Source organism: Companilactobacillus sp. HBUAS56275 (genome assembly GCF_036913655.1).
In the GTDB taxonomy this organism is placed as follows: Bacteria; Bacillota; Bacilli; order Lactobacillales; family Lactobacillaceae; genus Companilactobacillus; species Companilactobacillus pullicola.
The window spans coordinates 336,325-362,939 of record NZ_JAYKKK010000003.1 but is presented as its reverse complement, the minus strand read 5'-3'; the positions used below and the strand labels follow the sequence as shown (position 1 = coordinate 362,939).

The window sequence follows — 26,615 nt, the reverse complement described above, 5'->3', positions numbered from 1 at the left end:
GGAGCTTAATCATACCGTTTGAGTATGGATTGAGCTTCCTTTTTGATATTGTCGATTAAACTTTGTGGCGATAAGACCTTAACGTTTTGTCCCTGACTCAAAAGCCACATCATAATGCCACGCTCACCAAAAGTATCGGCTTCGATAATGACACTGCCGCCCTTTCGAGGCTGATCAGAACTGGTGTCAGGAATAGCGTCACCATTGGGGTTACAGCGTGCAAATACTTTAGCAGTCGGAATACGATCCAGCGCTGCCTCAACGATGCCCCAGTATTGAAATCTGATGTGAGTTAATTTTCCAGGGTACATGAATTGGATTCTTTGACGGAATTTACCTTCTTCAAAACGTTCTTGGTAGCCTAACTCAATTCGACCATTGGGATGATAGTCTTCGATACGGTCAACTCGATAAAGTAAACTGGCCTTATAGTCAGGATTGTAGGAAACCAAATAGAAATAGTACTCTGAGAAAATCAAAGCCTGTGGTAAAACATCACGTGTGACGACTTCAGAATGTTGCCGACGGTATTTAATTTGGACAGAGCGGTTTTGAATAATATATTTGCTCAAATTCCAAATTTTATCGAGTAATGGTTGTTGATTCTGCAAAGGTGTATAGTTAAAAATCTCATTTTGTAGTAGAGGGCTAACTTCGTTACGGGTGCTGCTAGGGGTTAGATTCAAAAGACCACTGATAGTATTGCGAAGGTCATCTTCATTGAGGGCACGACTGGCCAATAAAATTTTGATTAAAGCTAGAATTTCTTGGGCATTAATAACGTGTTGGTCACTGTGCAAGTGATAGCCGCCGTTACTTTTTTCATATTGAATTGTGTAGGGGAGAGCATTGTCAGCAAAAGCCGAATTAATTTGGCTGATATCACGTTGAATTGCTCGAGGCGTTACATCATATTTATTTGCCAAATCGCTTTTATTGAGGATTTGGTTGTCTAATAGTTGGATATATATGGAGAATCGACGTTCGGATGTATTCAAAATTTTTTCCTCCTTCGACGTAAATGGACGTATCCTGTCTACCGGATATTATAAGGTACTTAGTGATAGAAGGTTAATAATAAGATTGTTGAATTAAGGAAAATTAGGTGATAAATATGTCTGAAAAAGTTGACTATGAAATTTTAAACGAATCATACAAAGGGTTAGCGGAAGTTATCGGCGTGGAAGCAATGTTAAAAGTCCGTGACAACTACTGTGGGATGCAATTACAGTTGCCAATGCGTCTCTACGATGCTAATAAATTACGTAAAAAATTACAAAAAATGAATGTACAGTCTGATCAAATTATGGAATTATCGAGAAAATATGGTTACTCGCCACGTTGGATCAGAGAAGCCAGCAAATAAAAAAAAGCGTTTGACAACGCGTGATTTTACTACAATCATGCCTACTCAAACGCTTTTTTGTGTCTCTTTAACTTTTTCGATGTGGATCATCTTCGTAATGTTCTTAGGAAGAATCTGTTTTAAATTGTTACGCAGATTCAAGATGACCATTGAGTGATCGTAATCATTGATGTTGAGGATTCGAATGGAATCAGAGAGTTTTATATCAATGTTACTGAGAATTTTAAATAGATAGGAATCTTCGGTAAAGTTGACGATTTGGAAAGTTGTGTCAGAAATGTTTTGACTCGCTAACAAAGATTCACTGGGAAAAATAGGAATAGCGGAATTAATTGGAATGACGTTGCCGTGTGGACAAGTCTGGGGATATTCCAGATGGATATTTAACCGATCAATCAATAGTAAATCGGGATGATCCGATAAAGTCGTGGCCTTATCGTAGATGTCGCTTAGTGGAATATCCAGTTTTTCGTAAAGCCAAGTTTCTATTAAACGGTGCTGTTGAATTAAAGGGATGACGTCATTCAAACCTTTTTTAGTCAATTTGCTGCCGTAATATTTCGTATACTTAACCAAGCCTAACTTTGACAGATGTTGCGTACGGTCAGAAATGGAAGCCTTACTGACATTAGCTTTGATAGCTAAGTCGATATTGTTGACGTTTTGGAAACTGCCGCCGAGTTCGAAAATGAGTCGTAAAAAATTCAGGTCGTTCAAAGTCGTTCACCACTTTTTCTTAATAAGGTTCTTTCAACCTATTTTCTGCGATTTTTGAAGATCATGTCATCTAATAGTAGGGAATTAGTAAAAATCCTCGAATACATACCAACTAGAACTTCGGAAGTTAGCCAGTTATTGGTTAGAAACTCCTCATTGTTGACCTCGTCGATAACTTCTTGATGTGTTTCTTTTCGCATGATGTTCCTCCATTAATAATAATTGGAGTACTTTATTAGTTTGACCTAATAAAAATAGTTAAACATAAATATAAATGCCATTATATAGAGATACCACTCGAAATTTATATTCATGAGACGCTATAACTCCGTCGGTAACGGCTTTAATATAACATAAAAATTTTATTTAAAATAGTTAAGAGGGGGTTAAGATTAATTTGCTATATCACATTAGGTAGCCTCAAAAGTCTTTATAACGGGCAAGTAATCGTTTTCTGAAATTTTTGCATAAAAATTACCAATTGTACTTTTTTATTAGGCAGCCTTAAAAAATAGTTTACATAGATTTAAAATGCGGTAGAATGGTTTTTGGAAAGGCAAGACGTACTTGTCTGGTAAAAATAAATTGGAGGAAAGAAACCAATGTCAAAGCAAAACAACACATTTGAACGTGTCTTGGTTGGTGTTGATGATTCTGATGATGCACAAATGGCATTTAGATATGCTATGCACCGTTGTATCAAAGACAATTCAACTTTGATTATCACTTCCATATTGGAAAGCGGAGATATGAATGTATATCAAGCCTTAACTAGAGATTATGTTCACGGTGAGCGTAAAGATCTAGAAGAGCATATGCAAGAGTATCGTAAAGTTGCCTTGGATGCTGGAGTCCAAAAGGTCGAACTTATGATTGGTGAAGGGGATCCCGGCGAGACAATCGTGAAAGATATCATTCCTTCCGCAGACGCTGATTTGTTAGTGATCGGTTCGTTATCTAAGAAGGGGATTAAGAAGTACTTCGGTTCTCAAGCCGCATATATGGCGAAATATTCACCTATTTCTGTGATGATCATTCGCTAAAACCAAATTCAAATATAAGGGGAGATTAATATGGCTGAAAAGCGTAAATTAATCCAATATGCCAATGGTCCTTCGCTAGAAGAGATCAATGGTACAGTCGATGTTCCAAAGGACAAAGGCTTTTTCAAAACTTTACTTGCATACTCAGGTCCAGGGGCTTTAGTTGCCGTTGGTTACATGGATCCAGGTAACTGGTCAACATCAATCACCGGTGGTCAAAATTTCCAATACCTATTAATGTCAGTTATTCTTTTGTCTAGTTTAATTGCCATGTTGTTACAATATATGGCTGCTAAACTAGGCATCGTGAGTAAGATGGATCTAGCGCAAGCAATTCGTGCTAGAACAAGTAGATCATTAGGAATTGTTTTATGGATTTTAACTGAGTTCGCTATTATGGCGACAGATATTGCCGAAGTTATCGGTGGTGCGATTGCTTTATACCTATTATTCAATATTCCATTAGTAATCGCCGTATTTATCACCGTTGGTGATGTATTAGTATTGTTATTATTAACTAAGATCGGTTTCAGAAAAATTGAAGCTATCGTTGTATGTTTAATTCTTGTTATTTTATTCGTATTCGTTTATCAAGTTGCATTATCAAATCCTAACTGGAGTGCTGCCTTTGCTGGATTACTTCCAACAGGCAAAACTTTCGCTACACATCCATCAGTTGGTGGACAAACACCTCTTCAAGGTGCATTAGGAATTATTGGTGCCACAGTTATGCCTCATAACTTGTACCTACATTCAGCTATTTCTCAAACAAGAAAAGTTGATCACGCTGATGAAAAATCAGTTGCTCAAAACGTACGTTTCTCAGCATGGGATTCAAATATCCAATTAACAGCCGCATTCTTCGTTAATGCCTTGCTATTGATCATGGGTGTTGCCGTCTTCAAGAGTGGTGCCGTTAAAGATCCATCATTCTTCGGTTTGTACCAAGCATTATCAGATACATCAACTCTAAGTAATGGCGTTTTGATTGCCGTTGCTAAGTCAGGTATTCTTTCAACATTGTTCGCTGTTGCCCTTTTGGCTTCAGGTCAAAATTCAACAATTACCGGAACACTTTCAGGACAAGTTATTATGGAAGGTTTCGTTCACATGAAGATGCCTCTATGGTTACGTCGTTTAGTAACACGTTTGTTATCAGTTATCCCAGTTCTTATCTGTGTTATGTTAACAAGCGGTAAGAGTTCAATCGATGAACACGTGGCTTTGAATGATTTGATGAACAACTCACAAGTATTCCTAGCCTTCGCCTTACCATTCTCAATGTTGCCATTACTATTAATGACCGACAGTGCTACCGAAATGGGTAAGAAATTTAAAAACGCAGCCTGGATCAAAGGATTCGGTTGGTTCTCAGTATTAGCCTTAACATTCTTGAACCTTTACGGATTACCAGATCAAATCAAAGCCTTCTATGGAGACGGAATTACAGCTACACAATCAACACAAGCCGATATTATTGCTTGGGTATTGATTATAGCCGTAGTAGCCTTGTTAGTATGGACCTTGGTTGATATGCATAAAGGTAATGAAAAGTTGAAGACAGAATTAGCAAGTGAACACGTATCATCAACATATGAACACTTAGCTAAGTTATCTAGAGAAGCCGGTTCAGAAGCCGAATTCGATAGAGAAGCAGTGGCAGATCGTTAAAGAAGAGAGCGAAGTAGGCCCGGGAATTTCCGAGGATTTGCCTAAGAACTGGAATTAGCCGCCGAACTTGCGGATGATTTCAGTTCTGTAGCAAACTGGAAGAAATTGGCCTACGTAGCTCGTTTCCACTATATTGCCAAGAACCATGGTTATTAAAAAAAACAAAGAAATCAAAATTATTTCTAAAACAAAACCAAAACAAAAAACTAGAAAATCCAATTAGAGGATTTTCTAGTTTTTTTATTATCTAAATAATCAAGCATATTTAAAAATGTACTTGATAAGTTGAAATTATCAATGATGAAATAAGACGTACTTGATCATTCGAAGTCTTTAAATCAAAATCCCATTACAGTGATCAACTTCATGCTGAATAATCTGCGCAATAAAATCAGAGAACTCCTGTGTATGTTCTTGAAAGTTAACATCCAGATACTTAACCGTAATATTCTTAAAACGTTTAGTAGGACGTTCGCCATCAAGAGAAAGACAACCCTCAGAAGTGTGATAAGGATTCTGCATACTTATAATAGAAGGGTTTATCATTGGAACATTCATAATACCCATAGAAAAGGCGATGATACGCTTGTTGACGCCAATCATGTTAGCCGCCATACCAACACAGTTTTCAGAATGAGATTGCAAAGTATCGAGCAAATCTTGAACGACTTGAGAATCATTTTTAGTAGCCAGCTCAGATTTTTGACTGAGAAGTGCTTGATCGTGGTTTATCGGTTTAATCATTTTTGTATTTCCTTTATTTTTATTGGATTGAGTTTAGGTCAGTAATGACTATAGAGGACTTAAAAAAACTTTGGTTAAAATACATATTAAATAGGTGTAATTCACTAATTTTCATTTGTATCAAATTAAACAATCGAAGTACTCTTTAGTCCGGAACAAGAATTGGGAATGCGTTCAGCTATGAAATTATTGTTATCAGCTTTGCCGATTACAATAAGGTCGACTTTTGAAATCCATTATTTTGCACGAAGTGTAAAATAATTAGTTCAAAATCGCGCCCATAGCGTTCCAACAGCATTCCCAATTTTTGTGGAGGACGGGAATTTAAGTATATCCCCAAAACTACCAAACTTTTGGAAGAACCCTATAGAATGCTCTAATTATAAGCGAAGAAAGATAACAGATTCAACCGGCAAACAGCTATAATGAAGGTAGTTAATCTATTCAGAGGGGGAATCACCAATGAATTTATTATTCGCAATTGATGACAACGTCGTCGATCAAATGTTAACAGTCTTATATTCAATCAAGCGTAACACCACCGCACCAAATTTTTCCGTATACGTAATTCAAGATAAGAAGTTAACCCACACCCAAAGAATTGTCCAAGTCTGCAAGAAACTTGGAATGAATTATCATCCAATCATCGTATCCAACACTCATTTCGACAAGGCACCAGTAACCGACCGCTATCCGAAGACGATTTACTACCGCCTGTTGGCCTACGAATACCTACCTAAGAATTTGAAACGAGTCCTCTATCTCGATACTGATGTCTTAGTAATCAATGATCTGAAAAAGTTATATAACTTGGACTTCAATGGTTACTGGTACGCAGCTGCCAGCCACGTCGCACTGGATGTAACTGATTCATTGAATAAGATCCGTTTAGGTAACTATGATACTGACGGCTATTACAATTCCGGTGTTATTTTGATGAATCTACCCGAAGAACGGGCCCATGTCAAAGCTGAAGATATCTATGGCTATATCAGAATCAAAAATTTGGCATTATTTTTACCAGACCAAGATATCTTAAATGGACTCTACGGACAGCACATCAAGAAGATCCCTGATGAACTCTACAATTATGATGCTCGAATGAATCCACTTTATTACGCTAAGAGTAATGGTGTCTGGGATATCGATTGGGTGATCGAACATACCTCGATTCTGCACTTCTGTGGCCGCGACAAGCCTTGGAAGCCAGACTACAAAGAGCGTTATTCAGGATTATACAAACATTATGCGCATGTTGCCAAAAGCTTACATTAGTAGGCTTTTTTATTTTGTAAAAAAAATCACATCAAAGTGATATCACTTTGACATAAAGGTGCTATAATACAGACATGGCAGATAAAATGATTACATTAAGACTAGACAAAGATTTGTACGAACGGATCGCAGAAGATGCCGGACGTGAAAATCGCAGTGTTAATAATTATATTGTCACCAAATTGAGTGAAGCTGTACCTACAAATAACCTCGAACAGCGCCAAATTGTAGGATCTATCGTCAGAGGGGATAAGATCAATATGGCAAACGACTTGGTCGAGGTTAAAGGTATCTACTATCGCTATGATCTACTGGCAAATGATTCAGTTAACACCCAACGCAATTATCAGGTTATAAAAGCCAACGGCAATATCCTGACAATTCAGGAATTAAAATAGAAAAGTAGGCGGGGAATAATGTTTGGATTTAAGGTAGTGCGTCAAAATCATGTAGGATTGGTTGAAACTTTAGGGAGATACAAGCGTGAAGTTAACGCTGGTTTGAGTTTTTACATACCCATCTTTCAAAAAGTCAGAATAGTAGACTTGGCAATGATACCGTTGTCCTTAAAAGGATATTCCGTTATTACCAAAGATAACGCTGAAGTACAAACCAACGTTACTCTAAATTATCATGTAACCGATGCACGTAAATTTGAATATGAGAACAGCAATTCAGTTGAATCAATGGTGCAATTAGTCCGTGGACACTTACGTGATATTATTGGTAAAATCGACTTGAACGAAGCACTAGGATCAACCTCAAAAATCAACGCAGACTTAGCCGCAGCCATCGGGGACTTGACTAACACCTACGGAATCAAAGTCGACCGTGTAAATATCGATGAATTGAAACCATCAGCCTCCATTACTGAATCAATGGAGAAGCAAATCAGAGCCGATCGTGAGAAGACAGCCGCAATTGCCAAAGCCAATGGTGAAGCTAGAAGTATCGAAATCGAAACCAAAGCTAGAAACGACGCAACCGTTTCAACAGCCAAAGCCGAAGCAGCCGCAACCATCGCCAGAGCCGACGCCAAAGCATACGAAATCAAGAAGTTGAATGATATGTTAGCCTCAGCTGACAATAAATACTTCACAGATCAACAAATCCAAGCCTTCGCAGCCTTGGCACAATCTTCAAGCAATACCGTTGTAATGAGTAAAGAAGATATCGGTCTTACATAAAACCTCAAGCAGACATTTATAACGTTCATCAGGGAAGTAACGGTGAAATCATTTATGTTCCAAAACATTTGAACCCATTTAAAGATAAAAGGGTGATAAAAAAATATCGTAATTCTTTTCAAAAAGAAGAAATGGGCAAGTATCTTTTTGGAAGTGAATCATAGTAGCTGCATTCTCAATAGTCATTATCGTAGAAAATCAAAAATTCCACCAAAATAACCAATTAAGTTATTCAGTGGAATTTTTTTGCATTAAAAATCATTATCGTCCTCAATAATATGTTCCTTAGTCTGTTTGAAGATCGTAATAATATGTTGGTCGCTCAAACGGTAGTGGATATTTCTACCACGTCTGGCATTTGAGACCAAATTTAATTGCTTTAAAATGCTGAGCTGGTGGGAGATGGAGGACTGGCTCATGTCCAATGTATCCGCAATCTCACCAACACTTAGTGGTGTTTCGGCCAAAGCTAGGATGATCTTGACCCTGGTCATATCGCCGAAAGCCTTGAAGATGTTGACCATAGCTTCCAAGTCGGTATCATCGGGTAAATTCTGCTTCAAACTGTGAAGCGCTTGTTGGTGCTTGACCTCAAAATTTTGTTCTGACATTTTTCGTTCCTCTTATCAAAATTGGGTTGCAAACTGTTACCTCATTATATTATAATTCATATATGAATGAATGCTCATATATTCAGATGAACATGTAAACCTTTTCAAGGAGGACAACGTTATGAAATTATATAATGTCCAAACTGATTACAAAGTTAAAAAGAAAGCTAAACAAATAAAAAGTGAAATGAGTTCGGAAACGAAACTGACGATTACGCGACTTTTAGTTGCCTTCATTTTATTGATAGTCGGGTCCAGTTCCTTTGTTCCGGAACCTTTTAATATTGTCTTACTAGTCAGTGCCTATTTAGTAATAGGAGCACGGATCGTTTGGCAAGCTATCAAGAATATTTTTCACGGAGAGATCTTCGATGAAAACTTCTTGATGAGTATTGCGACAATTGGGGCAATTATCCTCAAACAATATCCCGAAGCCATTGCGGTTATGTTGTTCTATGAGTTGGGTAATGTCTTTGAAGATATTGCCGTCAACAAGTCGAAACGTTCCATTTCTGCACTTCTAGAAGTGAAACCAGCCTATGCAACTTTGATTACCGGTCGTCAAAATAAAGTAGTCGATCCTAATCTAGTTCAAATTGGTGAAACGATTTTGGTTAAACCGGGTGAGAAGATTCCACTAGATGGAACGGTTATTCTTGGTAGTTCAGCGGTTGATACATCAGCTCTAACTGGTGAATCAATGCCGCAATCGATCAAGGTGGGTGACACTGCTTTGAGCGGTTCAATCAATCAAACGGGAACACTACAGATCAAGGTGACCAAGCTTTACAATGATTCAACCGTAGCCAAGATTTTGGATTTAGTTGAGAATGCCAGCAATAAAAAGGCCGATACAGAAAAATTTATCACTAAGTTTGCTAAAATTTATACACCAATCGTCGTTTTTCTAGCGGTAGCCTTGGCAATAGTGCCATCATTAGTGACGAGTGATTGGAATACTTGGATCTACCGAGCATTAATTTTTCTAGTAATTTCTTGTCCTTGTGCCTTAGTTATTTCAGTCCCATTGAGTTTCTTCGGCGGTATCGGTGCTGCCTCCAAACAGGGAATTCTCGTTAAGGGTAGTAACTACTTAGAAGCCTTGAATGACGTGGATACGGTGGCTTTTGATAAAACGGGAACGCTGACAAAAGGGCAATTCTCAGTTGTGCAAGTCAATCCGGTCAATATTTCAGAACAAAAATTATTACAGATGGCAGCCAGTGTTGAGAAGAACTCGACCCATCCCATCGCCAAATCAATTTTGCAAGCCTACAAGGGAGACTTGATCCCGATTGTTAAAGCTGACGAACAGGCTGGTCACGGATTAAGCGCTGAAGTCGACGGTCAAACAGTTATCGTGGGTAACGCCAAAGCCCTCAAACAAGCTGGTATCACTTTCACTGAAACAGATGCCGTCGGTACGATCGTTTATGTCGCAGTCGATAACCAGTTCTGGGGCGACATTGTGATTGCGGATGTACCAAAGAATGACGCCCAAAAGGCAATTGAATTGTTGAACAACCGTGGCATTCACAAGAACGTCATGTTGACAGGCGACAATCAAACTGTTGGTCAAGCAATGGCTAAGAAGTTGCAGATGAGTGCTGTTTACACGAACCTTTTGCCAGAAAATAAAGTTGAGATCATCAATGATTTATTGAAAGTATCACATAAGAATAACAAGAAAGTTGCCTTTGTTGGTGACGGAATCAACGACACTCCCGTTTTAGCGACGGCGGATATCGGATTTGCGATGGGTGGTTTGGGTTCAGATGCAGCCGTTGAAGCAGCTGATATTGTCATCATGGGCGACGAACCATCAAAAGTTTCCGAAGCCATGAAGATAGCTAAAAAGACCCGTCGCATCGTAGTTGAGAATATCTCCTTTGCCTTGATCATCAAGATTTTGTTCCTATTATTAGGAGCACTAGGAATGGTCAATATGTGGCAAGCTGTTTTCGCCGACGTTGGTGTAACAATCATTGCCGTACTAAATGCGATCCGTTTGCAATTCATTAATTTTGATAACTAAGATTGTGAGTTATAAGAACAAAAAAAGAGACCAGGAATGGTCTCTTTTCTTTATCTAAAATTTACATGCTGTCGTCTAAGGTCCAAACAATCGTACCCTTGTAAGTACCAGCAGAATTGTCACCACTGGCTTCAAGTAAAATACCACTGCTATCAGACCATTGTTTATTAATATCGGTCACGGAATTATCGTTCAAAGTAGTTCCGGAAGCAATCTGAACATCGTTTCCTTCAATTGAATTGATAGTACCGCCACTCTTGAAGACAACGTCCCCATTGAAATCAGTAGTAGTACCAGTCTTAACCAACTTAGAAGCATTGGCAGTCAATCGCCAACTATTACCGGAACCTCTCGTATCGCTAACAGCTAAGCCCCAGTCGCCAGTCCGACCGAGCAATTGATTCTTTGAAGTACTGCCGTTAACAGACTTGAAGTAGCCATTGATGGGGTATTGAGAAATAGAAACTGTCCCACCAGCAACCGTGATATTGAACGTTAATTCGTTAGACACACCGCCGTTATTGTCAGTGATATAGACCTGCAAAGTGTTATCCGGCAACAAGTCATCCTTAGAAATAGTAGCTTTCAGTTGGCCGACAGGATCACTACTACTCATGGAAAAAGTTTTTTCGGTGCCATTATTTAAAATAGTGTGGACTGTCATGTTAGCATTTGTCACTGTTTTAGAAGTGTCGGCATAAGCGACGTTCCCCACAATATTAGCATCCTGATTTTTCTTGAGTTTCAAAGGATTGTCAGTCGTTGAAGTTAAATTGAGGTCCGGTTGTTTAATAGTGAAGATAGGTGAGTAACCATCACTGATCGAGTTTGTACCAACGTATTTAGCATGCTGTGCAGCAACTGTAGTGTTGGAGGTTACCTTATTTGCGGTCCCGTAAATAGTGATTGTTGCGGAAGGATCAGTACTGCTTAATGACTTTGGCAAAGTGTAGGTCAAAGTTGAGATACCATTAGTCGTCTTAATATCTGAAGCTGGAATTTTAACCGTATCTGAACCGACCGTTAATTGACCGATATTGCCGTCACCGTCAGCTTTATAAGTAACGTTTTGTGGCAAGTTGATCGTGCTTTCGATTGAATCCCAATCTTCATTACCATCATCGTAGTGAAGGTTGTAATTGAGCTTCAAATTATCGCCGGAGTAAGCATAGTCTTTTGCAGATGTGAGAGCCTTATCATTTCTCGAAGTATCAACAAAGTTAAAACTGTTACTAGACTCCACGAAACTAGGAATCTGTTCAAAGATAACCAAACCATTTTCAGCGGATGTACCAGTTGAACCAGTAAAGCCATAAAGCAAGCGGTTATCTTTGATTTTACCAAAACGTCCTGTACCGTTGACATCGGCGTCAGATAACTTGACCACGCCAGCAATATTTTTACTACTAGTAATCGGGCTGCCATCAAGATTCTTATCATTGTAGTGATAAGTAATAAGTTTATTAGGAAAATCGACAGTAATGGTTAAGTGTATCCAATTATTAGTATTCATTATATCGGGAACTAATAAATCATCATCCCCCTTACTTCCAGGGAAGGAATGATTCATAGTGTAGTAATAGGCTTTTTTGGCACTGCTAAATACCGTCGGCTTATAAGAGATGGCAACGGGATTGTACGTGCTGGCCTGTGCCGGAAATCCAGAAGCAATGTGTGAGTACGTATCACCATTATCGCCGTCGTCGAATGAACTGGAAGGATCAGAATTCATAAGCTGGTTGTAAGCGGTCTCGGCATTAGAACTGAATTTAGTAATATTTGGAAAAGGATCAAATTCCAAAGCCCAACTATTTTGAATGGCCTGAGCACTAAGTGTGGAGGCATCTGAGGTGGTGGGATTTACATCTGATCCCCAAACACCAAGCGTTTCACCAACATTAATCGAATCTCTGTAACTAGAGATGGCATTAGTACCTCGACTATCATTTTGCAAAACAAAAGCTAAGCCATCACCCTTATTAGTAGCATCCTTATAATTAGTCATAACCATCCACATAGAGAGAGTTTGTTTTTTATCTGTACTGATGTAATTTTGTTTGTCGGGGTCACCCCAGATACCACCAGCTTGAGAACCACCGTTAACAATTTGGACAATACTAGTCCCATCGCTATTAGGAGCCAAAACTTTACTGGAAACACCCGGATTATAGACGGTACCGTCGGCGGCAGTCACAGGCATAGCAAATCTACCGTTAGACATATTAATTCCCTGTGGAGCAGTGCTGACAGCCTTGTCATAAGCTGAATCGGCGTGTACGGGAATAGTAAATAAAGTACTTATAATTATTATCAAAAAACTTGTTAACAGGATGAATAAAGTCCTCTGCTTCATCATCATGTTGATCACATCCTCAAAATGCCATATTCTGACTCTATAATATATCCATGAAGTCGAAAATGATACAATTTGATTTTTTTATTTATACAATAAATATGATTTAAAAAATAAAAAAGATAACCGATTGGGGTTATCTTTTTATAAACTTTCAGTTAAATTCCAATAGATCGTACCTTGATAATCGCCAGCTTGCGGTAAAGTATCGGCTTTGAGCAGGATACCTTCGTCAGAACTCCATTTGTTACTAATATCGACCGTGTGAGCGTCCAAATTAGTATCTTTGGCAATCATCGGATCAAGGCTCAGAGGAATAGCTAAGCCATCTTTATTGATGTAGGACATTGAAAGATCAGAAGCCTTATTAGTTGAAGCGTAATCTAAGTTACCAGCCTCAGCTTTAAGAACCCAGCCAGCCTTGTAGCTTGTCACATCCAGATCCCAGTCACCGGCACGACTGATATAGCCAGGCTTGAAGGATTTGGGATCAATCGTCTTGAAACGATAATTGTTAAAATCTAGTTCCAAAGCTTTGGCTAAAATTTTCAAGTTAAAGGATTCAGTGTTGGTCTTTCGCCCATAAGGGTCGGTGAAGTAGACGGATACCACAGAAGTATCTTTATCAGTCGGCAATTTTAATTCATCGCCGGTTAAGTCGAAACTCATGTCGAACGCTGAATCCTTAGCTTCAGTGGGATTGGATATTTTAGAATTGATAGGCGTCTGGTCATCAACGGTGAAGACACCAGTTAAATCGTGTTGATTCAAAGTATAATCACTGCCGTAAGTGAAAGTCATTGGGAAATGAACCTTGCCACTAGCACCAAGAACAGTTATATTGCTAGATTGCGCTTTGATAGTTGGCGTTAGTTTAGGAACATTGATGGTTACTGTCGTTTCGGCACTAGCGTACTTGCCATCTTGAATGGTAATTTTTACAATATTTTTACCTTCAGTTAAGACGTTATCGTCAGCGGGATTCTTGAGATAATCCTCTAAACTTTGACTGACTGGTTTGTCGTAGGCGATAGGTTTCAAATCAATATCGATTTTGCCATCATGTGCCATGGTTTTGGTTATCTTGTGAACTGTACCATCAGGATTAGTGATCTCATAAGTTTTAGTGACGTTATCATCTTTAAAGGCTGAGTTGTCAGAATACTTGTAGCTTCCTGATAGCGTGACCGGTTTATTATCATCGACCGTGATATTAATTTTGTCAGGAGAAATCACTAGTTCACTGTCGGTGACGGTGATGTTGTAGGTTACGGTGTTGGAAACCAATCCCTGGCTATCGGTAAGATATACTTTGATTTTATAACTACCTGGATCCAAGGTTTCTTTAGGGATGTCGAGTGAATAGTCACCAGTTGTAGCATCTTTTGCAACGGGTACACTCCAGGAACTCTTCATATTAGTAGTTTTACCGTTGCTATCGAAAACTTCACCATAAGCTGATAGGTCATCGCCACTGAATTTGGAATTGAACAAATAACTGGCAGTTCCCTTGAGTTTTAAGTCGTTAGTTTTCTTGATAGTTTGTGTTTCTGAATCTTTATCTGCGGTAATCTGTAATTTCTGATTAGTGATTTTGAAGCCATAACTCATGACATCAGCATTGTAGTAATCACTCTTATAAGCGGTATGTTCGGGATCGACTGTGGTTGAAGTAACAGTATTACTTACAGGGGCACTGGCAGTCCCGTAAATCTTGATATTCAGTTCGGTACTCTTTTTGGAAAGGGCACCAAGGTCTAAATTAAGGGTCTGGACATCATCGCCATCAGCGTTCTTAGTTGTGGTTAACTGTGAAGCACTAATGTAAGTAACGCTATTAGGGTCGTCAGGATAGGTGATCTCACCAATATGATTGTTACTATCATTTTGATAAGTCACGTGTTGTGGCAACTGCATTTTAGCGGTGATATCACCAGTACCAACGGCACCAGAATCATATTTCAAATTATAGTTGAAGGCCAATTTGTCACCGTCGCCAACGGTATAATCAGAATCGCTGGCTGTTGGATTTTCAGAACGACGGTCAAGATCTTTGATAGCCCGTTTTTGAGTAACATCGTAAAGACTTGATGTATCAATAACATTGGCCACAGCGGGGATTTTTTCAAGGATGACATCGTTGTATCCAGGTGTGGAACCAGGAGAACCTGTAGAACTAGTGAATCCCCAACGAATCTTAGTTTGACCGTCGCTTAGATTAAACTTTCGTAGATCAATTTTAATAGGATCATCAATGTCACGAGGACGTTTGTCCCAAGTACTGTATGGCTTAACAGTTCCGTCTGTTTCACGATCATTGTAGACATAGCTGATGTAACCATAATTACTATCATCTTTATCAGGTTTATAGGTAAAAGTGAAGTGGTGCCAAGCATCCTTACCGGTGTTATTTGTATTGGAATCATAGCCACCGATAGTTGCGTTAAAAATAACATTGTGGTGATGCAAACCATAGAAGTTATTAATGCTTGCCATCTTTAAAGCATAAGAATCGGGATCACCCGGATAAGTCCAAGCAACGTGTTGGCCTTTAGCTTCAAGGGTATTTTTACTATCGTACAAGCCATCGAAGAGGTCGTTGGTAGAGTTGTCGTTATACTGTTGCGTACCATTTTTTAAACCAGCGTTTGAACTTGAATTGTTAAAGGCATCGAATTCGAGTGCAAAACTATTCTGAATAGCGTAACTAGCAATAGTACTGGTGTCAGTGAGACTTTTTGGTGCGACCATTCCTCCGTAAACACCTAATGATTCACCATAGGCTGGATAATTTTTTTCAGGATCCAAAAAAGATATTAGTCCAGCTTTTTTATAATAACGTCCAATGGCGTCGCTTCCTCTGGAATCATTCTGTAATACCAGAGCAACCCCATCACCGGAAACGTTGAACGTTGGTCCTACGTAGATCCAACCGGTAATTGTTTGCTCCTTAGTTAAGTCAAAATAATTGTATGATTCGGAAGAATCGTCTGGATTGGTCATCCTTCCCCAGATAGATCCGACTTCATCTTTGTTACCATCGGTCATTTGAATAACATCGACAGGATTAGAACTCGTTTTATCAGCCTTTAGAATCTGTACAGAATTATTTGTATCAGGAGTTCCAGTATAAGTTGTGGGATATTCAAAAAGATTACCGATCTTTATTCCATTGGGTGCTGCTTTTAAAACGTCAGAATATGACGGAAACTGATCCGCCGCTTGAATCCTAGTTGTGTGCATAAAAAAGATGGTTAACGCAAAAAAGAGCATAACTATAATGGATAGATTATGTCTCTGTTTATAATACATTTTTATTCCCTCTTATATTACATGTTACATATCTTTATAAATATAATACTATTAAAAAATATTTATAACTATATCAAAAAGAGAAAAATTGATTTATTAATACTGATTTTTTTAATAATTATAGTAATGGCGGCGACATTTTATGTCGTAACCACAAACTAAAAAAGATGGAACTTCCTATCATAAGGAGTTTCCATCTTTTCTTGTTTAATTCTAAAATTCAATTTTAACCTGGCAAAATATTAATAAAGTAAAGTAGGATAATGAATACCACGAACAAAATGTACATAATAGGTGTAACTTCCTTACGACGACCTGCGGCCCACATTGTTAATGGGTAGAAGAGGATTCCGAAAGCAAATCCGTAAGAGATGTTGTATGTCAAAGGCATACCTACAATAGTAAGAAAGGCTGGCATAGCAATTTCAAACTTGCTCCAGTCGATTTGTTTCATTGATTCGGCCATTAAGATACCGACAATGATCAATACTGGAGCGGTAACGTTTGAAGTAACGACGGTCAATAGTGGTGAGAAGAACATAGCGATGGCAAACATTACACTGACAACTAACGATGTTAAACCTGTACGTCCACCAACAGCGATACCGGCAGATGACTCAACGTAAGCGGCAGTTGGAGTAGTACCCATAACTGCACCACCTAACATAGAAATAGAATCAGCCATCAAAGCACGACCAATTCGAGGCATCTTGTTGTCCTTCATGAAGCCAGCTTGTTCAGCTAAGCCGATCAAAGTACCAGCAGTATCAAAGAAGGCAACTAATAGGAAGACTAGAACAACGGCCCAAAGTTTGGGATCAGATAGATCAGGTAAGTGAGCGATACTGACACCAAAAGTTGGTTTCATACTTGGGATGGTTGAGATAACTTGTTTTGGCAATGGAATTAATCTCGTTACCAATCCTAAAATAGTAGTCAACACCATACCGATGAAGATTGATCCGGGCACCTTTTTAGCCATTAATAGACCAGTTACGACTAGTCCAAAAATTGTTAACCAAGTTGTTGGAACAGTTAGTGAACCCATTGCGACAAGCGTTGACTTGCTGCTGACAACTAAGCCACCACCTTGCAAACCAACAAAAGCGATGAAGAGTCCAATACCAGAAGCCATGGCCAATTTTAAGTCATGTGGAATTGAGTCGATTACCAATTCACGCAATTTTAATACAGAAATCAATAAGAATAGAATACTGGACATGAAGACTCCAGCCATTGCGGTTTGCCAAGGAATACCCATGGCGAGAACAACTGAGTAGGTGAAGAAGGCATTATCACCCAAACCTGGAGCAATTGCAATCGGATAATTAGCTAATAATGCCATTAAAATAGAACCCAAGATTGCTGAAAGTGCAGTAGCTGTGAAAACAGCACCTTTGTTCATACCCGCGACCCCTAAAACTTGCGGATTGACAAAGAGGATGTAGGCCATTGATACGAAGGTCGTCAAACCAGCTAGAATTTCGCGTCTAACAGTAGTCTGAGCTTCTTGCAAGTGGAACAATTTTTCAATGAAGCTACGATTTGAACCTGTTGAAGAATCCATGATATAACCCCCTAGGTTTTTTTATTACTTAGAAAGTATTACAAAAATTATGGAAAATAGCAAGTAAAATACGATTTATTTGAGCTACGTTTTGGATAATTGTTCGGGATTATTGATATATAGATATAATTATTTACAAATTTAAATGTTTATTATAATTAAATAACGAATAATAACTATTATATACAAAAAAAGATAGCCTAATAGGTTATCAGTTCTTTATTGTGGGCTTGGAATGCGGCGGACGCGGCTTGAAGCTAATAATTTTTCACTTCGCGAAAAATCATGGATCTCCAAGTCCGGTCTTCTACTAACCTTGCTTCGCAAGCTAAGTAGAATTTCACCACTTAGGGCCCACAGATTTTCAACCACCGACTGGATTTCTGTTTCTATTGTTATTTATTGGAGATGCGATATATGGGTAGTTTTTAGTTCTATGTAAAATCAGATGAAGTTAGACTCAAAAAGGCAGCAGGGCTCATCAATTGAACTAATATGTCTGAATATCTGTTTTTATAAACGTTATTTCTACTATATTAGTATCCTAAGAATATATAAACGATAGAACAACACATTAGTCTGGAGTAACAAGGCCGATTGGTCTCAGCCGTGAAATTATACTTAGCGATTTATCGCTTAGTATAAGACCTGTATTTGAAACAGTTGTGGTCTTCAATTGGTTCAAATCAGTGTCCACAGCGTTCCAGACCAATCGGCCTTGTTGCGGAGGACGGGTACTTATTCTATACCGCCTTACTTAGCTAAAAATGTCTTCTTCTGGTTGATCTCCACTTGCAAAGGTGTATTCTTTGCCGATTGTGGATGAATTTTGGATGATTAGGGCGATTGCTTTGGCGACGTCTACTCTTGGAATTGTGTCATTTTCGTTTGGTCCCAACAGCTTGATTTTGCCTGTGCCGTCTTCATTAGTTAGGGTTCCGGGGTGAATGATTGTGTAATCTAGGCTGGTTCCACGTAAGTGATCGTCGGCATAATGTTTGGCAATCATATATGGTTTGATTCCAGAGGCACTCCATTTGTTGCGGTTATCGCTGTAAACAGAACTAACCATGATGTAGCGTTTGATCCCGATTGCTTCGGCTACCATCATCGTTTTGATAGCACCATCGAGATCTATTTCCATAGTTAAAGCATCACTAGCACCACCAGATCCAGCTGAGAAGACGATTACATCGGCATCGGATTCTTCTATTGAATTCTTAATATCGTCTAGAGAAGCGGTTAAATCGATAAATTGAGTCTCAATATTGTTTTCGTTGTAGGCCTTGATCTGTTCTTGACTACGCAATCCGGCAACAAATTCGATGTTCCTTGATTGCAATTCACCAATCAGTAAGTGTCCTATCTTGCCGTGGGCACCAATTATAAGAACTTTCATACTCAGACCTCCTTAGTTAACCATACTGTATCAACAAATTTTTAATAATGCTAGTGTTTTGAATCTTATATTTGAGTATATTAGACTTATATACAAAGGGGAAAATGCGTATGAAAATATTAGGGATTTTGGCTTCACATCAAGAACATGGTCTCAATGCCCAAATGTTGGATGAAGTGTTGAAAAATGTTGATAGTGGAGTCGAAACGGAGACAATTTTTTTAGAGAATTATGATATTACGCCACACAAGTATCATGAGGATAATCCTGTTTTGGATGAATTAGCTCAGAAATTAATGGACAGTGATGTCTGGGTCTTTGCTGCACCGACTTATTGGCGTGAATTGTCGGGTGTTTTGAAGAATTTCTTTGACTGCATGCGTCCAAAATTCGTTTACTTCAAACAAAATGGCGATACGATACCTGGTCAATTCAAGAATAAGCACTATTTGAGTATTTCATCTTGTTACGTTTCTACATTAGAGAACTTTGTCACCGGCGTCACCGACGATTCATTTAAAACCATCGATCGAGTGATGTCAGCTGCTGGCGTGATAAAAGTTGGAGAAATAGTTTTGCCTAATACATTTGGCATGAAAACCATTCCATATAATAAGAAGAAACTGTGTCAAAAATACGCTAAAAAGATTTCTGTCAGGAAGAGAAAGGATGATTCAACCGTGAAAAGATATATAGAGCTATTCTTTATGATTGCCGTTATGGCACTAATAACAATGGGGATTCAATTGCCACTCACAAACTGGATCGGTAATAATTTCTGGTTGAATTACGCTAGTTTTACGGTAATTTTCTTTGTCTTGCTGGCTTGCATCTTGCACTTTATGACTTTTGTTAAGCATCGTCGTCGCTAAAATAAAAAAATCTCGGTCAATTTGTTAGGAATTGATCGAGATTTCTTGTTATTATCAGGAATGGTTCAACGCATTTGTATAGGAATTTTTACAAATGTTGAATTAGTTCAATGGTTCTAGTTCATTTGGTTAATTTGATCCAGCACCTTGTCATAACTTGGTTCGTCAGTTTGCACCGGAACAACCTCAGAATAAGTGATTTCACCGTTAGGGTCAACTACCCAGACCGAACGTGCCAAGATGTCTAAGTCTTCGATCCAAAGATTCGATTTCTTAGCAAAGTCACGATCAACGTCAGCTAGCATTTGCATGTTCTTAACATTCTCGGCAGCACACCAGTGATTTTGCTCCTCAACGGTATTAGTGGAAATGGTGACGAAGTTGATAGCCGTGTGACCGTCGACTTCTTCATTGAAACGTTTAGTTTGAATACTGCAGACACTAGTATTGATATTAGGTACAACACTGATCAGAAGTGGTTTGTCGAGTAAATCACTGAGCTTAACTTCTTGATTGTTCTTATTATATACAGTAAAGTCAGGGAACTTGTCCCCAACAGCAAGAGGTTGACCAATAGTGGCAACAGTTTGTCCTTTAAATTCCAAATTCATACGAATATTCACCCTTTCTTTTTAAATACTAGATTTATTATAAGTTAGGGCTAAATAAAAACCTAGAAATTAGATTGTAAATTAGAGGTTACAACATGTTAATAGAAGGAAAAGATATCAAGATAAGAGATTTCCAAGAAACAGACTTTCCCCAGTTCCAAGCCTTAGTAGGTGATAGAACCAATCATGAGCTGGCAGGATTGGAATACAGCATCGATCCAAGCTATGTTCATGAGTTGTTTGAGATGTATAAGAGAAGAGATGATTCTCATGTGATTGCCGAAGTAAAAAACAATACAATGGTAGGAATAATCGAAATCAATCATCGAGGGGAGTACGCAGACCTTGCGGCAACAAGAGAAATTGGCTTTGTAGTCGATCAAAAGTATCGTCGCAAAGGTTACGCTACTCAAGCTATTCAATTAGTGGTTGATTACGGATTCAATCAAGAGCATTTAACCGAGATTTGGTCATCTACCGAAGAGAATAATCAGGTTCCACAAAAGGTTTTAGAAAAATTAGGATTCAAATACATTTATAGTGCCGACCAAGCGCTTCCATTCGCCACACAGAGCAATATGGTGAAATATTACCTTTTGAAGAAATGATTCACTTTTTGTAAGAAATTCTTAATTATTTCGGAGCAAGTAAACGATATACGGATGGTACTATACTTGTTGTAAGGAGAAAATAGACTGACTTTTGATGAGAGGTTTTTTATATGAAAAGAAAGATGAGAACTAGAAAAAGTCTCACAGTCAAAAAGCGAATAGTCGGTTTCTTCGCAATTGCCGTTATATTATTAGGTGTGGTTGCAGGATTCAGCATTAACAAAGTTATTGCTGAATCTAACAACACGGCAGGGAATGGCGCTGCAGCACCAGTTGCGGTACTTGCCAAGACGTCTGATAGCGATGCTTCAGGCGCAGGCGGGGGAGCAACCAATGCTAACGTCTTAGTTGGTGATAATACCGGAACAAGTACCGGTACACAAACACAGGCTAAAGATACTGACTATATTCCGTCAGTCAGCGTCAACAACATGTCGACATACCCACAAACGGGAGATGCACATGATACCGGATTAGTCATTTTAGGCTTTACTATTTTGATTGGTCTATTCGCTTTTTATGGATTGAAGTTCCGGAAAAGCTTTCAATCTTTACACGTTTCAAAGGTAACAAATTGATTCAATTCCGATAAATAACTTTTACAAATTATGAGATGTACGGTTCGTAAAATTTGTTATTATCTAATTGTAATCAAGAAAGACAAAAACAAAAATAATTTTCTATATCAGGGAGGATATATCATGAAATTATCTAAGAGTGTTTTAGCAGGATCATTAGCAACAGCAGGAATCGTTTTAGGAGCAATCGCACCAGCAGTTACAGCACAAGCCGCTACAGCAACAGGTGCTACAGCTAACGATGGTACTGTTACATATAAAGCAGGTACAAACGTTGGACCACTTGGTGGAGAAGATAGTAAATTAGCAATTGCCTTTGATTCAGCAGAAGGTAAAGGCGATGGTGAAGCAAGTGCAGAATCAAATGCTAACGTTAAGGTTCAATCAGGACTTCTAACATTAGATGCTGTTCCTGACTTTGGATTTGCTAACGCTGCTGAAGGTACAACAGTAGCATTGGATAACAATGATACTAATGGACATCTAGCAACAGATAGTGAAGGTCAAGATAAATTAACAGTTACTGATTCTCGTGCCGGTGCACCTGGTTTTACAGTTGATGCAGCTATTACAAAGTTCCTTGCAGAAGGTTCAACTGATGCTACAAAAGGTAAAGCTTATACATTGAATTTGGGTCAAGCAAAGCTATTGAATGATAAAGGTGATAACGTTTCAACAAATGGTGTTGCTCTTACAAATGAAGCTCACCTTGTTGGTAAGGCTGATGGTACAACAGGTGACACATCTAATGTTATTTCACTAGATAAAGATACATACAACAATGGACCTATCAATGCTTCATTCAATAAGGATGCTGGTAATGCAACTTTGAATTTGAATGATACTTCAGATCCTGCAGCAGGTAATGGTGTTAAATCATACAATGCTACAATCACATGGACATTGAAGACTCTTGCAACATCAACTGATAAAGCTTAATTAAATCAGAATAAAGTGAATAAATAACGACCACTACTACAATAGTAGTGGTTTTTATTTTATAATATGAATGGGTTAATAATCATTAGATAGGTGATTTAAATATGGAGGTTTCAAATGTTAAAAATTAAGTCAAAGATTACATTTATTTTGCCAGTAATTTTTGCATTTTTGTTAAGTTTACTGGGTGTAACAAATGTTAGTGCCGCAACTTCAGGAGATTATACAATTAGAGCTGCCGGAACTAGTAATGATGTCGTTAATGTTGATAACGGAAATTATTTTGTTACTGGAACTCCAGGTCAGACAACGGAAATAAAATTGCAGGTAATTAACAAGGCAAGTTCGACTCGTAATTTCATTTACTATGCTTCAACAGCATATACCAATGATAATGGTGCTTTGGCATATGATAAGTCAAAGGTAACAGATCCATCTCTAAAGATTCAGACAAAAGATGCTATCTCTCCAAATAAATCTACATTTAAAGTTCCAGGGAATACATCTGCTATGATAACTTTGAAGTTAACGATACCTAGCAAAAAGTATGATGGTACTATAATGGGTGGTGTTACTGTTGCACCTTATAAAGAAAAGGCTAAGGGGACTGTTGGAAGTAACGGTAATTTAATTAAGAATAAATTTAGTTACTCTATTCCTGTTCAAATTAAGCAAAAGGGATCTGAAACAGTTCAACCTAAATATTCAATTAGAACAGTTAAGCCTGATTTGACTACTACTTCTAAAGGACAGAAGCAAGGTGTCCAAGCTAATATCCATAATGCAACTAATTCTTACTCTGGATCCTTATCAGCCAAGGCGATAGTAACTAAAAAGGGTGATAAGAATTTTAAAATCACACAATTGTACGATGATCAGAATCTTGCTTCCACAACAAATTATAATCTAGGTATTTCATGGGGAAAGAAGACACTCCAAGCCGGTGATTATCATTTGAAATTAACTTATAAAACTCAAGGTGGTTTGAAGACTTGGGTTCTAAACAAAGACTTTACAATTACAAACAACGATGCTGCTAAGTACAACAAATTAGCAGGTATTAAGCCAAACTATCTATGGTTATACATCCTATTAGGTATTCTTGCATTGGCAATTATCCTAGGATTGGGTATTTACTTAGGTAAGAGAAACAACAATAAGAACAACAACGGTGGAAATGGTAGTCAACCAACAAGACGTCGCCGTTAATATTGTTTGATAAATAATTAAATATTAAGCTGTTCCAAGACTTGGAACGGCTTTTTTAGTATTATTAGAGGTGAAGTAATTATCAGGGGCAGAACAATGAATAAAAAAATAATCTATTTTCTATCAATGGTATTCTTTGCCTTTATAGGCTTTGTGACGATAAATGGTACAACTGTGAAAGCAGATATTAATAATGTTACGGTTACGCCTCTAATTGAAGATGACTCTGCTGATGTCACTGACAGATTCGATATTGTTGGAAAACCGAATGCCACTCGTACAGTTAAAATTTCTATTGGTAATTTCAGTATCAATAAGCTACATCTAAAAATTGTACCGACAAATGCAACGACTTCGATGGACGGTAAAATTGTCTATACTGATAAAGTTCGTGCAGGTCAATATGGTCTTAAGTATGCATTTGCTGATATGACTAAGTCCCAAACTCTAGTTTTAGCACCTAATAAGACCAAAGATGTGACTTTTAAAATTAAATTGCCATCTGAAAAGGTTGACGGTTTAGTTATGGGTGGTTTTAATGTTTACGATGCTTCTAAAGATGGTCTCAAAGGTAACGCTAATGTTCCAGTATGGATAACTGGCGACAATAAAGCGGTTGGTGGCATTGTCAGTTTGCACAACTTAGCTTTGGACGTTATTGATCGTAAGCCGCACGTTATTATTAATTTACAGAATAAAGAACCTGGTCAGATGAAGAATGTTATTGTTCATATGACTGTAAAACGTAAAAGTTGGTTAGATCGTTTTAACTTAGGACCTAAGGAAATGGTTGCCGATACGACGTATAATAAAGTTGCACCTAATTCCGCAATTCCGGTTGATTTTGATCAGAATCAAACGCCGATTCAAGCTGGAACTTACGTTGTTAAAGGTGCGGCCAGAAGTGGAAAAGCCACTTGGACTTTTCACAAGACATATAAAATTACGCAAGATCAAGCTAATGATATCAATAAACGTTGTAAAGGTTTGGTTTACAACAAAACTACAACTTACATCCTTATTGTCTGTGTCTTAGTTTCATTGATCTTCCTTATTTTCTGGGCTATTTGGTATTCAGGTAGGAGTTAAAAATATGAGAAAACGGATAATATTATTTCTTTCAACACTGTTGATGTGTCTGGTTGCCTTTCTGCCAGCGACAACAGTGAAAGCAGCACCAGATAAATCATATGCGATCCAAGCAATTTTACCCGATAATCAAGTTGACAAAAATGAGTCATATTTCGATTTGAAGATAACTCCTAAGAAGGAACAAACTTTGAAGGTGTTGATTGCTAATACTGGTACGAAACCAATCACGGTAACCGCTGAGGTCAATAATGCCTATACGGCGGACTCTGGTGTGATTGGCTATGACAAATACAACGCTAAATTGTACAAGTCAAAACTTCCTTCATTGACATCATTAGTTGATGGTTCAAGGAAACAAGTTGTAAAGTTAGGCACTGGTGAGAATAAGACTGTTTCATTCAAAGTTAAATCGCCAGATTCTGAATATGCTGGGATTATTCTTGGTGGTGTCACGACTACAGCCTCAGTTAGTCCCACTAAGTCAAAGAACATCAACATTAAGAACCAAGTACGTTACGTCAAAGGTGTTGTATTGCGTTCCAAAGATGATGGAGTAATGCCTGATATGCATCTAACATCAGCCGCTCCAAGAGCCGTAGCCGGTTCAACGGGTATTTCATATATGTTGGATAATACAGCTCCAATTAACGTCAACAAGGTCAAATTAACAGCACGTATCAAACATAATGGTAAAACTATTAAGTATAGTGCTGACAATTTACAGTTTGCGCCTAACTCACAATTCAATTATTTCATTCCGATTAGTAAGTTAAGTGCCGGTAGCTATAAAGCACACATTACTTTGAAGAATGATTCTGGATTCTCGAAATCATTCGATAAGAATATTTCGATCCAACAGAAGGAAATTGATAGTGTACAAAAAGCTGTTAATCCAAAACAGGAAAGCAATAATAAGCAGTGGATTGGTATTATTGTTGGAATTATCGTTCTAATTGTTATTGCAGTTTGGATGTACTTGTACTATTCACAACGTAATAAGAATGGTAAAGGACCTAAGGGTCGTAGTGGATTGAGGTTAGGTAAGAAACCTAAGAATGATCCTAATAAGACTACTAGATCTGGTAATACTAGAACCGAAAGACATAAGAAGTAGAGAGTGGAGCAGGGGTGGTTAGCCCACGAGGATTTGCCTAAGAAGTGAAATTATCCGCCGAACTTGCGGATGATTCCACTTCTGTAGCAAACCACAATGGGCTACCCCTGCGGAACTCGTTTCCACTATAAAACATAGGACCATGGTTATTTAAAAACAAAGGGACCAGTGAAGAAGTCATCAATTTTGGATGATTGCTTCACTGGTCCTTTTTTATTTAAGAAACTATTCACAAAATTAGTCAAATAATCATTTAATTAATTGAACTTTTTGATTATTATGGTAGCTAGATTTTATCATTGAGAATAT

General features: G+C 38.1%; 24 protein-coding genes. 14 read left to right on the top strand and 10 right to left on the bottom strand.

Going from position 1 to position 26,615, the window contains the following annotated elements; all coding sequences use genetic code 11:
- Positions 1-5 precede the first annotated feature (5 nt).
- Positions 6-998 carry a helix-turn-helix transcriptional regulator gene (locus U8526_RS08125; RefSeq protein WP_334341451.1) on the bottom strand — a complete coding sequence of 331 codons (993 nt, stop codon included), beginning with the start codon at positions 996-998 and terminating at the stop codon, positions 6-8.
- Positions 999-1,114: 116 nt separating this feature from the next.
- On the opposite strand from U8526_RS08125, the gene U8526_RS08120 reads away from it, so the two are divergent.
- Positions 1,115-1,366, top strand: coding sequence for a Mor transcription activator family protein (locus U8526_RS08120; RefSeq protein WP_334341450.1), 252 nt, complete (start codon positions 1,115-1,117; stop codon positions 1,364-1,366).
- A gap of 45 nt (positions 1,367-1,411) precedes the next feature.
- On the opposite strand, the gene U8526_RS08115 is transcribed toward U8526_RS08120, so the two are convergent.
- Together U8526_RS08115 and U8526_RS08110 are read right to left on the bottom strand one after the other, a co-directional pair.
- Positions 1,412-2,083 (bottom strand): metal-dependent transcriptional regulator, encoded by a 672-nt coding sequence (locus U8526_RS08115; RefSeq protein ID WP_334341449.1) that lies wholly within the window; start codon positions 2,081-2,083, stop codon positions 1,412-1,414.
- 38 nt (positions 2,084-2,121) lie between these two features.
- Positions 2,122-2,283 carry a hypothetical protein gene (locus U8526_RS08110; protein ID WP_334341448.1) on the bottom strand — a complete coding sequence of 54 codons (162 nt, stop codon included), beginning with the start codon at positions 2,281-2,283 and terminating at the stop codon, positions 2,122-2,124.
- Between the two features lie 402 nt (positions 2,284-2,685).
- Between U8526_RS08110 and U8526_RS08105 the strand changes: the two genes are divergently transcribed.
- Together U8526_RS08105 and U8526_RS08100 are read left to right on the top strand one after the other, a co-directional pair.
- Positions 2,686-3,126: a universal stress protein gene (locus U8526_RS08105; protein ID WP_334341447.1), complete on the top strand. Its 441-nt coding sequence runs from the start codon at positions 2,686-2,688 to the stop codon at positions 3,124-3,126.
- Between the two features lie 30 nt (positions 3,127-3,156).
- Complete coding sequence (locus U8526_RS08100; protein ID WP_334341446.1) at positions 3,157-4,797, top strand: Nramp family divalent metal transporter; 1,641 nt, start codon at positions 3,157-3,159, stop codon at positions 4,795-4,797.
- A gap of 333 nt (positions 4,798-5,130) precedes the next feature.
- Here the strand turns inward: U8526_RS08100 and U8526_RS08095 are convergent, their stop codons facing one another.
- Positions 5,131-5,541, bottom strand: a complete 411-nt coding sequence (locus tag U8526_RS08095; RefSeq protein ID WP_334341445.1) for a peptide deformylase — start codon at positions 5,539-5,541, stop codon at positions 5,131-5,133.
- A gap of 462 nt (positions 5,542-6,003) precedes the next feature.
- Between U8526_RS08095 and U8526_RS08090 the strand changes: the two genes are divergently transcribed.
- The 3 genes from U8526_RS08090 (at position 6,004) to U8526_RS08080 (ending at position 8,003) form a co-directional block, all read left to right on the top strand.
- Complete coding sequence (locus tag U8526_RS08090; RefSeq protein ID WP_334341444.1) at positions 6,004-6,816, top strand: glycosyltransferase family 8 protein; 813 nt, start codon at positions 6,004-6,006, stop codon at positions 6,814-6,816.
- Between the two features lie 86 nt (positions 6,817-6,902).
- Complete coding sequence (locus tag U8526_RS08085) at positions 6,903-7,214, top strand: toxin-antitoxin system HicB family antitoxin (RefSeq protein ID WP_334341443.1); 312 nt, start codon at positions 6,903-6,905, stop codon at positions 7,212-7,214.
- An 18-nt stretch (positions 7,215-7,232) separates the two neighbouring features.
- Positions 7,233-8,003: an SPFH domain-containing protein gene (locus U8526_RS08080; RefSeq protein WP_334341442.1), complete on the top strand. Its 771-nt coding sequence runs from the start codon at positions 7,233-7,235 to the stop codon at positions 8,001-8,003.
- A 251-nt stretch (positions 8,004-8,254) separates the two neighbouring features.
- Here the strand turns inward: U8526_RS08080 and U8526_RS08075 are convergent, their stop codons facing one another.
- On the bottom strand, positions 8,255-8,614 hold the full coding sequence (locus U8526_RS08075; protein WP_334341441.1) for an ArsR/SmtB family transcription factor: 360 nt from the start codon (positions 8,612-8,614) through the stop codon (positions 8,255-8,257).
- 121 nt (positions 8,615-8,735) lie between these two features.
- Here U8526_RS08075 and U8526_RS08070 point away from each other — a divergent pair, with 121 nt between their 5' ends.
- Positions 8,736-10,649 (top strand): heavy metal translocating P-type ATPase, encoded by a 1,914-nt coding sequence (locus tag U8526_RS08070; protein ID WP_334341440.1) that lies wholly within the window; start codon positions 8,736-8,738, stop codon positions 10,647-10,649.
- 61 nt (positions 10,650-10,710) lie between these two features.
- Here the strand turns inward: U8526_RS08070 and U8526_RS08065 are convergent, their stop codons facing one another.
- The 4 genes from U8526_RS08065 to U8526_RS08050 all read right to left on the bottom strand — a co-directional run bounded on the left by U8526_RS08065 (position 10,711) and on the right by U8526_RS08050 (position 19,280).
- Positions 10,711-13,008, bottom strand: coding sequence for a hypothetical protein (locus U8526_RS08065; protein ID WP_334341439.1), 2,298 nt, complete (start codon positions 13,006-13,008; stop codon positions 10,711-10,713).
- Positions 13,009-13,146: 138 nt separating this feature from the next.
- The gene (locus U8526_RS08060; protein WP_334341438.1) at positions 13,147-16,314 is read right to left on the bottom strand and encodes a lectin-like domain-containing protein; all 3,168 of its coding nucleotides are present in this window, start codon (positions 16,312-16,314) and stop codon (positions 13,147-13,149) included.
- A gap of 226 nt (positions 16,315-16,540) precedes the next feature.
- Positions 16,541-17,881, bottom strand: coding sequence for an NCS2 family permease (locus U8526_RS08055; RefSeq protein ID WP_334341437.1), 1,341 nt, complete (start codon positions 17,879-17,881; stop codon positions 16,541-16,543).
- 757 nt (positions 17,882-18,638) lie between these two features.
- A complete protein-coding gene (locus tag U8526_RS08050; RefSeq protein ID WP_334341436.1) occupies positions 18,639-19,280 on the bottom strand; it encodes an SDR family oxidoreductase in 642 nt (213 codons plus the stop codon).
- A gap of 110 nt (positions 19,281-19,390) precedes the next feature.
- Between U8526_RS08050 and U8526_RS08045 the strand changes: the two genes are divergently transcribed.
- Positions 19,391-20,152, top strand: a complete 762-nt coding sequence (locus U8526_RS08045; protein ID WP_334341435.1) for a flavodoxin family protein — start codon at positions 19,391-19,393, stop codon at positions 20,150-20,152.
- A 116-nt stretch (positions 20,153-20,268) separates the two neighbouring features.
- Here the strand turns inward: U8526_RS08045 and tpx are convergent, their stop codons facing one another.
- Positions 20,269-20,763: a thiol peroxidase gene (gene tpx / locus U8526_RS08040; protein WP_334341434.1), complete on the bottom strand. Its 495-nt coding sequence runs from the start codon at positions 20,761-20,763 to the stop codon at positions 20,269-20,271.
- A gap of 95 nt (positions 20,764-20,858) precedes the next feature.
- Between tpx and U8526_RS08035 the strand changes: the two genes are divergently transcribed.
- The 6 genes from U8526_RS08035 to U8526_RS08010 all read left to right on the top strand — a co-directional run bounded on the left by U8526_RS08035 (position 20,859) and on the right by U8526_RS08010 (position 26,306).
- Positions 20,859-21,371: a GNAT family N-acetyltransferase gene (locus U8526_RS08035; protein ID WP_334341433.1), complete on the top strand. Its 513-nt coding sequence runs from the start codon at positions 20,859-20,861 to the stop codon at positions 21,369-21,371.
- 113 nt (positions 21,372-21,484) lie between these two features.
- A complete protein-coding gene (locus U8526_RS08030) occupies positions 21,485-21,952 on the top strand; it encodes an LPXTG cell wall anchor domain-containing protein (protein ID WP_334341432.1) in 468 nt (155 codons plus the stop codon).
- Between the two features lie 123 nt (positions 21,953-22,075).
- Entirely contained in the window at positions 22,076-22,891 is an 816-nt protein-coding gene (locus tag U8526_RS08025; RefSeq protein WP_334341431.1) for a WxL domain-containing protein, read from the top strand.
- Between the two features lie 117 nt (positions 22,892-23,008).
- On the top strand, positions 23,009-24,100 hold the full coding sequence (locus tag U8526_RS08020) for a DUF3324 domain-containing protein (RefSeq protein ID WP_334341430.1): 1,092 nt from the start codon (positions 23,009-23,011) through the stop codon (positions 24,098-24,100).
- Positions 24,101-24,196: 96 nt separating this feature from the next.
- On the top strand, positions 24,197-25,189 hold the full coding sequence (locus U8526_RS08015; protein WP_334341429.1) for a WxL protein peptidoglycan domain-containing protein: 993 nt from the start codon (positions 24,197-24,199) through the stop codon (positions 25,187-25,189).
- A 4-nt stretch (positions 25,190-25,193) separates the two neighbouring features.
- Positions 25,194-26,306, top strand: coding sequence for a DUF916 domain-containing protein (locus tag U8526_RS08010; protein WP_334341428.1), 1,113 nt, complete (start codon positions 25,194-25,196; stop codon positions 26,304-26,306).
- Positions 26,307-26,615: the final 309 nt, after the last annotated feature.

Bases quoted from the DNA above. Each gene is read 5' to 3' on its own strand.
- U8526_RS08020 (WP_334341430.1), top strand. From the start codon at position 23,009: ATGTTAAAAATTAAGTCAAAGATTACATTTATTTTGCCAGTAATTTTT.
- U8526_RS08105 (WP_334341447.1), top strand. From the start codon at position 2,686: ATGTCAAAGCAAAACAACACATTTGAACGTGTCTTGGTTGGTGTTGAT.
- U8526_RS08050 (WP_334341436.1), bottom strand. From the start codon at position 19,280: ATGAAAGTTCTTATAATTGGTGCCCACGGCAAGATAGGACACTTACTG.
- U8526_RS08045 (WP_334341435.1), top strand. From the start codon at position 19,391: ATGAAAATATTAGGGATTTTGGCTTCACATCAAGAACATGGTCTCAAT.
- U8526_RS08085 (WP_334341443.1), top strand. From the start codon at position 6,903: ATGATTACATTAAGACTAGACAAAGATTTGTACGAACGGATCGCAGAA.
- U8526_RS08030 (WP_334341432.1), top strand. From the start codon at position 21,485: ATGAAAAGAAAGATGAGAACTAGAAAAAGTCTCACAGTCAAAAAGCGA.
- U8526_RS08075 (WP_334341441.1), bottom strand. From the start codon at position 8,614: ATGTCAGAACAAAATTTTGAGGTCAAGCACCAACAAGCGCTTCACAGT.
- U8526_RS08060 (WP_334341438.1), bottom strand. From the start codon at position 16,314: ATGTATTATAAACAGAGACATAATCTATCCATTATAGTTATGCTCTTT.
- U8526_RS08025 (WP_334341431.1), top strand. From the start codon at position 22,076: ATGAAATTATCTAAGAGTGTTTTAGCAGGATCATTAGCAACAGCAGGA.
- U8526_RS08070 (WP_334341440.1), top strand. From the start codon at position 8,736: ATGAAATTATATAATGTCCAAACTGATTACAAAGTTAAAAAGAAAGCT.
- tpx (WP_334341434.1), bottom strand. From the start codon at position 20,763: ATGAATTTGGAATTTAAAGGACAAACTGTTGCCACTATTGGTCAACCT.
- U8526_RS08015 (WP_334341429.1), top strand. From the start codon at position 24,197: ATGAATAAAAAAATAATCTATTTTCTATCAATGGTATTCTTTGCCTTT.
- U8526_RS08100 (WP_334341446.1), top strand. From the start codon at position 3,157: ATGGCTGAAAAGCGTAAATTAATCCAATATGCCAATGGTCCTTCGCTA.
- U8526_RS08090 (WP_334341444.1), top strand. From the start codon at position 6,004: ATGAATTTATTATTCGCAATTGATGACAACGTCGTCGATCAAATGTTA.
- U8526_RS08035 (WP_334341433.1), top strand. From the start codon at position 20,859: ATGTTAATAGAAGGAAAAGATATCAAGATAAGAGATTTCCAAGAAACA.
- U8526_RS08055 (WP_334341437.1), bottom strand. From the start codon at position 17,881: ATGGATTCTTCAACAGGTTCAAATCGTAGCTTCATTGAAAAATTGTTC.
- U8526_RS08095 (WP_334341445.1), bottom strand. From the start codon at position 5,541: ATGATTAAACCGATAAACCACGATCAAGCACTTCTCAGTCAAAAATCT.
- U8526_RS08065 (WP_334341439.1), bottom strand. From the start codon at position 13,008: ATGATGATGAAGCAGAGGACTTTATTCATCCTGTTAACAAGTTTTTTG.
- U8526_RS08080 (WP_334341442.1), top strand. From the start codon at position 7,233: ATGTTTGGATTTAAGGTAGTGCGTCAAAATCATGTAGGATTGGTTGAA.
- U8526_RS08110 (WP_334341448.1), bottom strand. From the start codon at position 2,283: ATGCGAAAAGAAACACATCAAGAAGTTATCGACGAGGTCAACAATGAG.
- U8526_RS08120 (WP_334341450.1), top strand. From the start codon at position 1,115: ATGTCTGAAAAAGTTGACTATGAAATTTTAAACGAATCATACAAAGGG.
- U8526_RS08010 (WP_334341428.1), top strand. From the start codon at position 25,194: ATGAGAAAACGGATAATATTATTTCTTTCAACACTGTTGATGTGTCTG.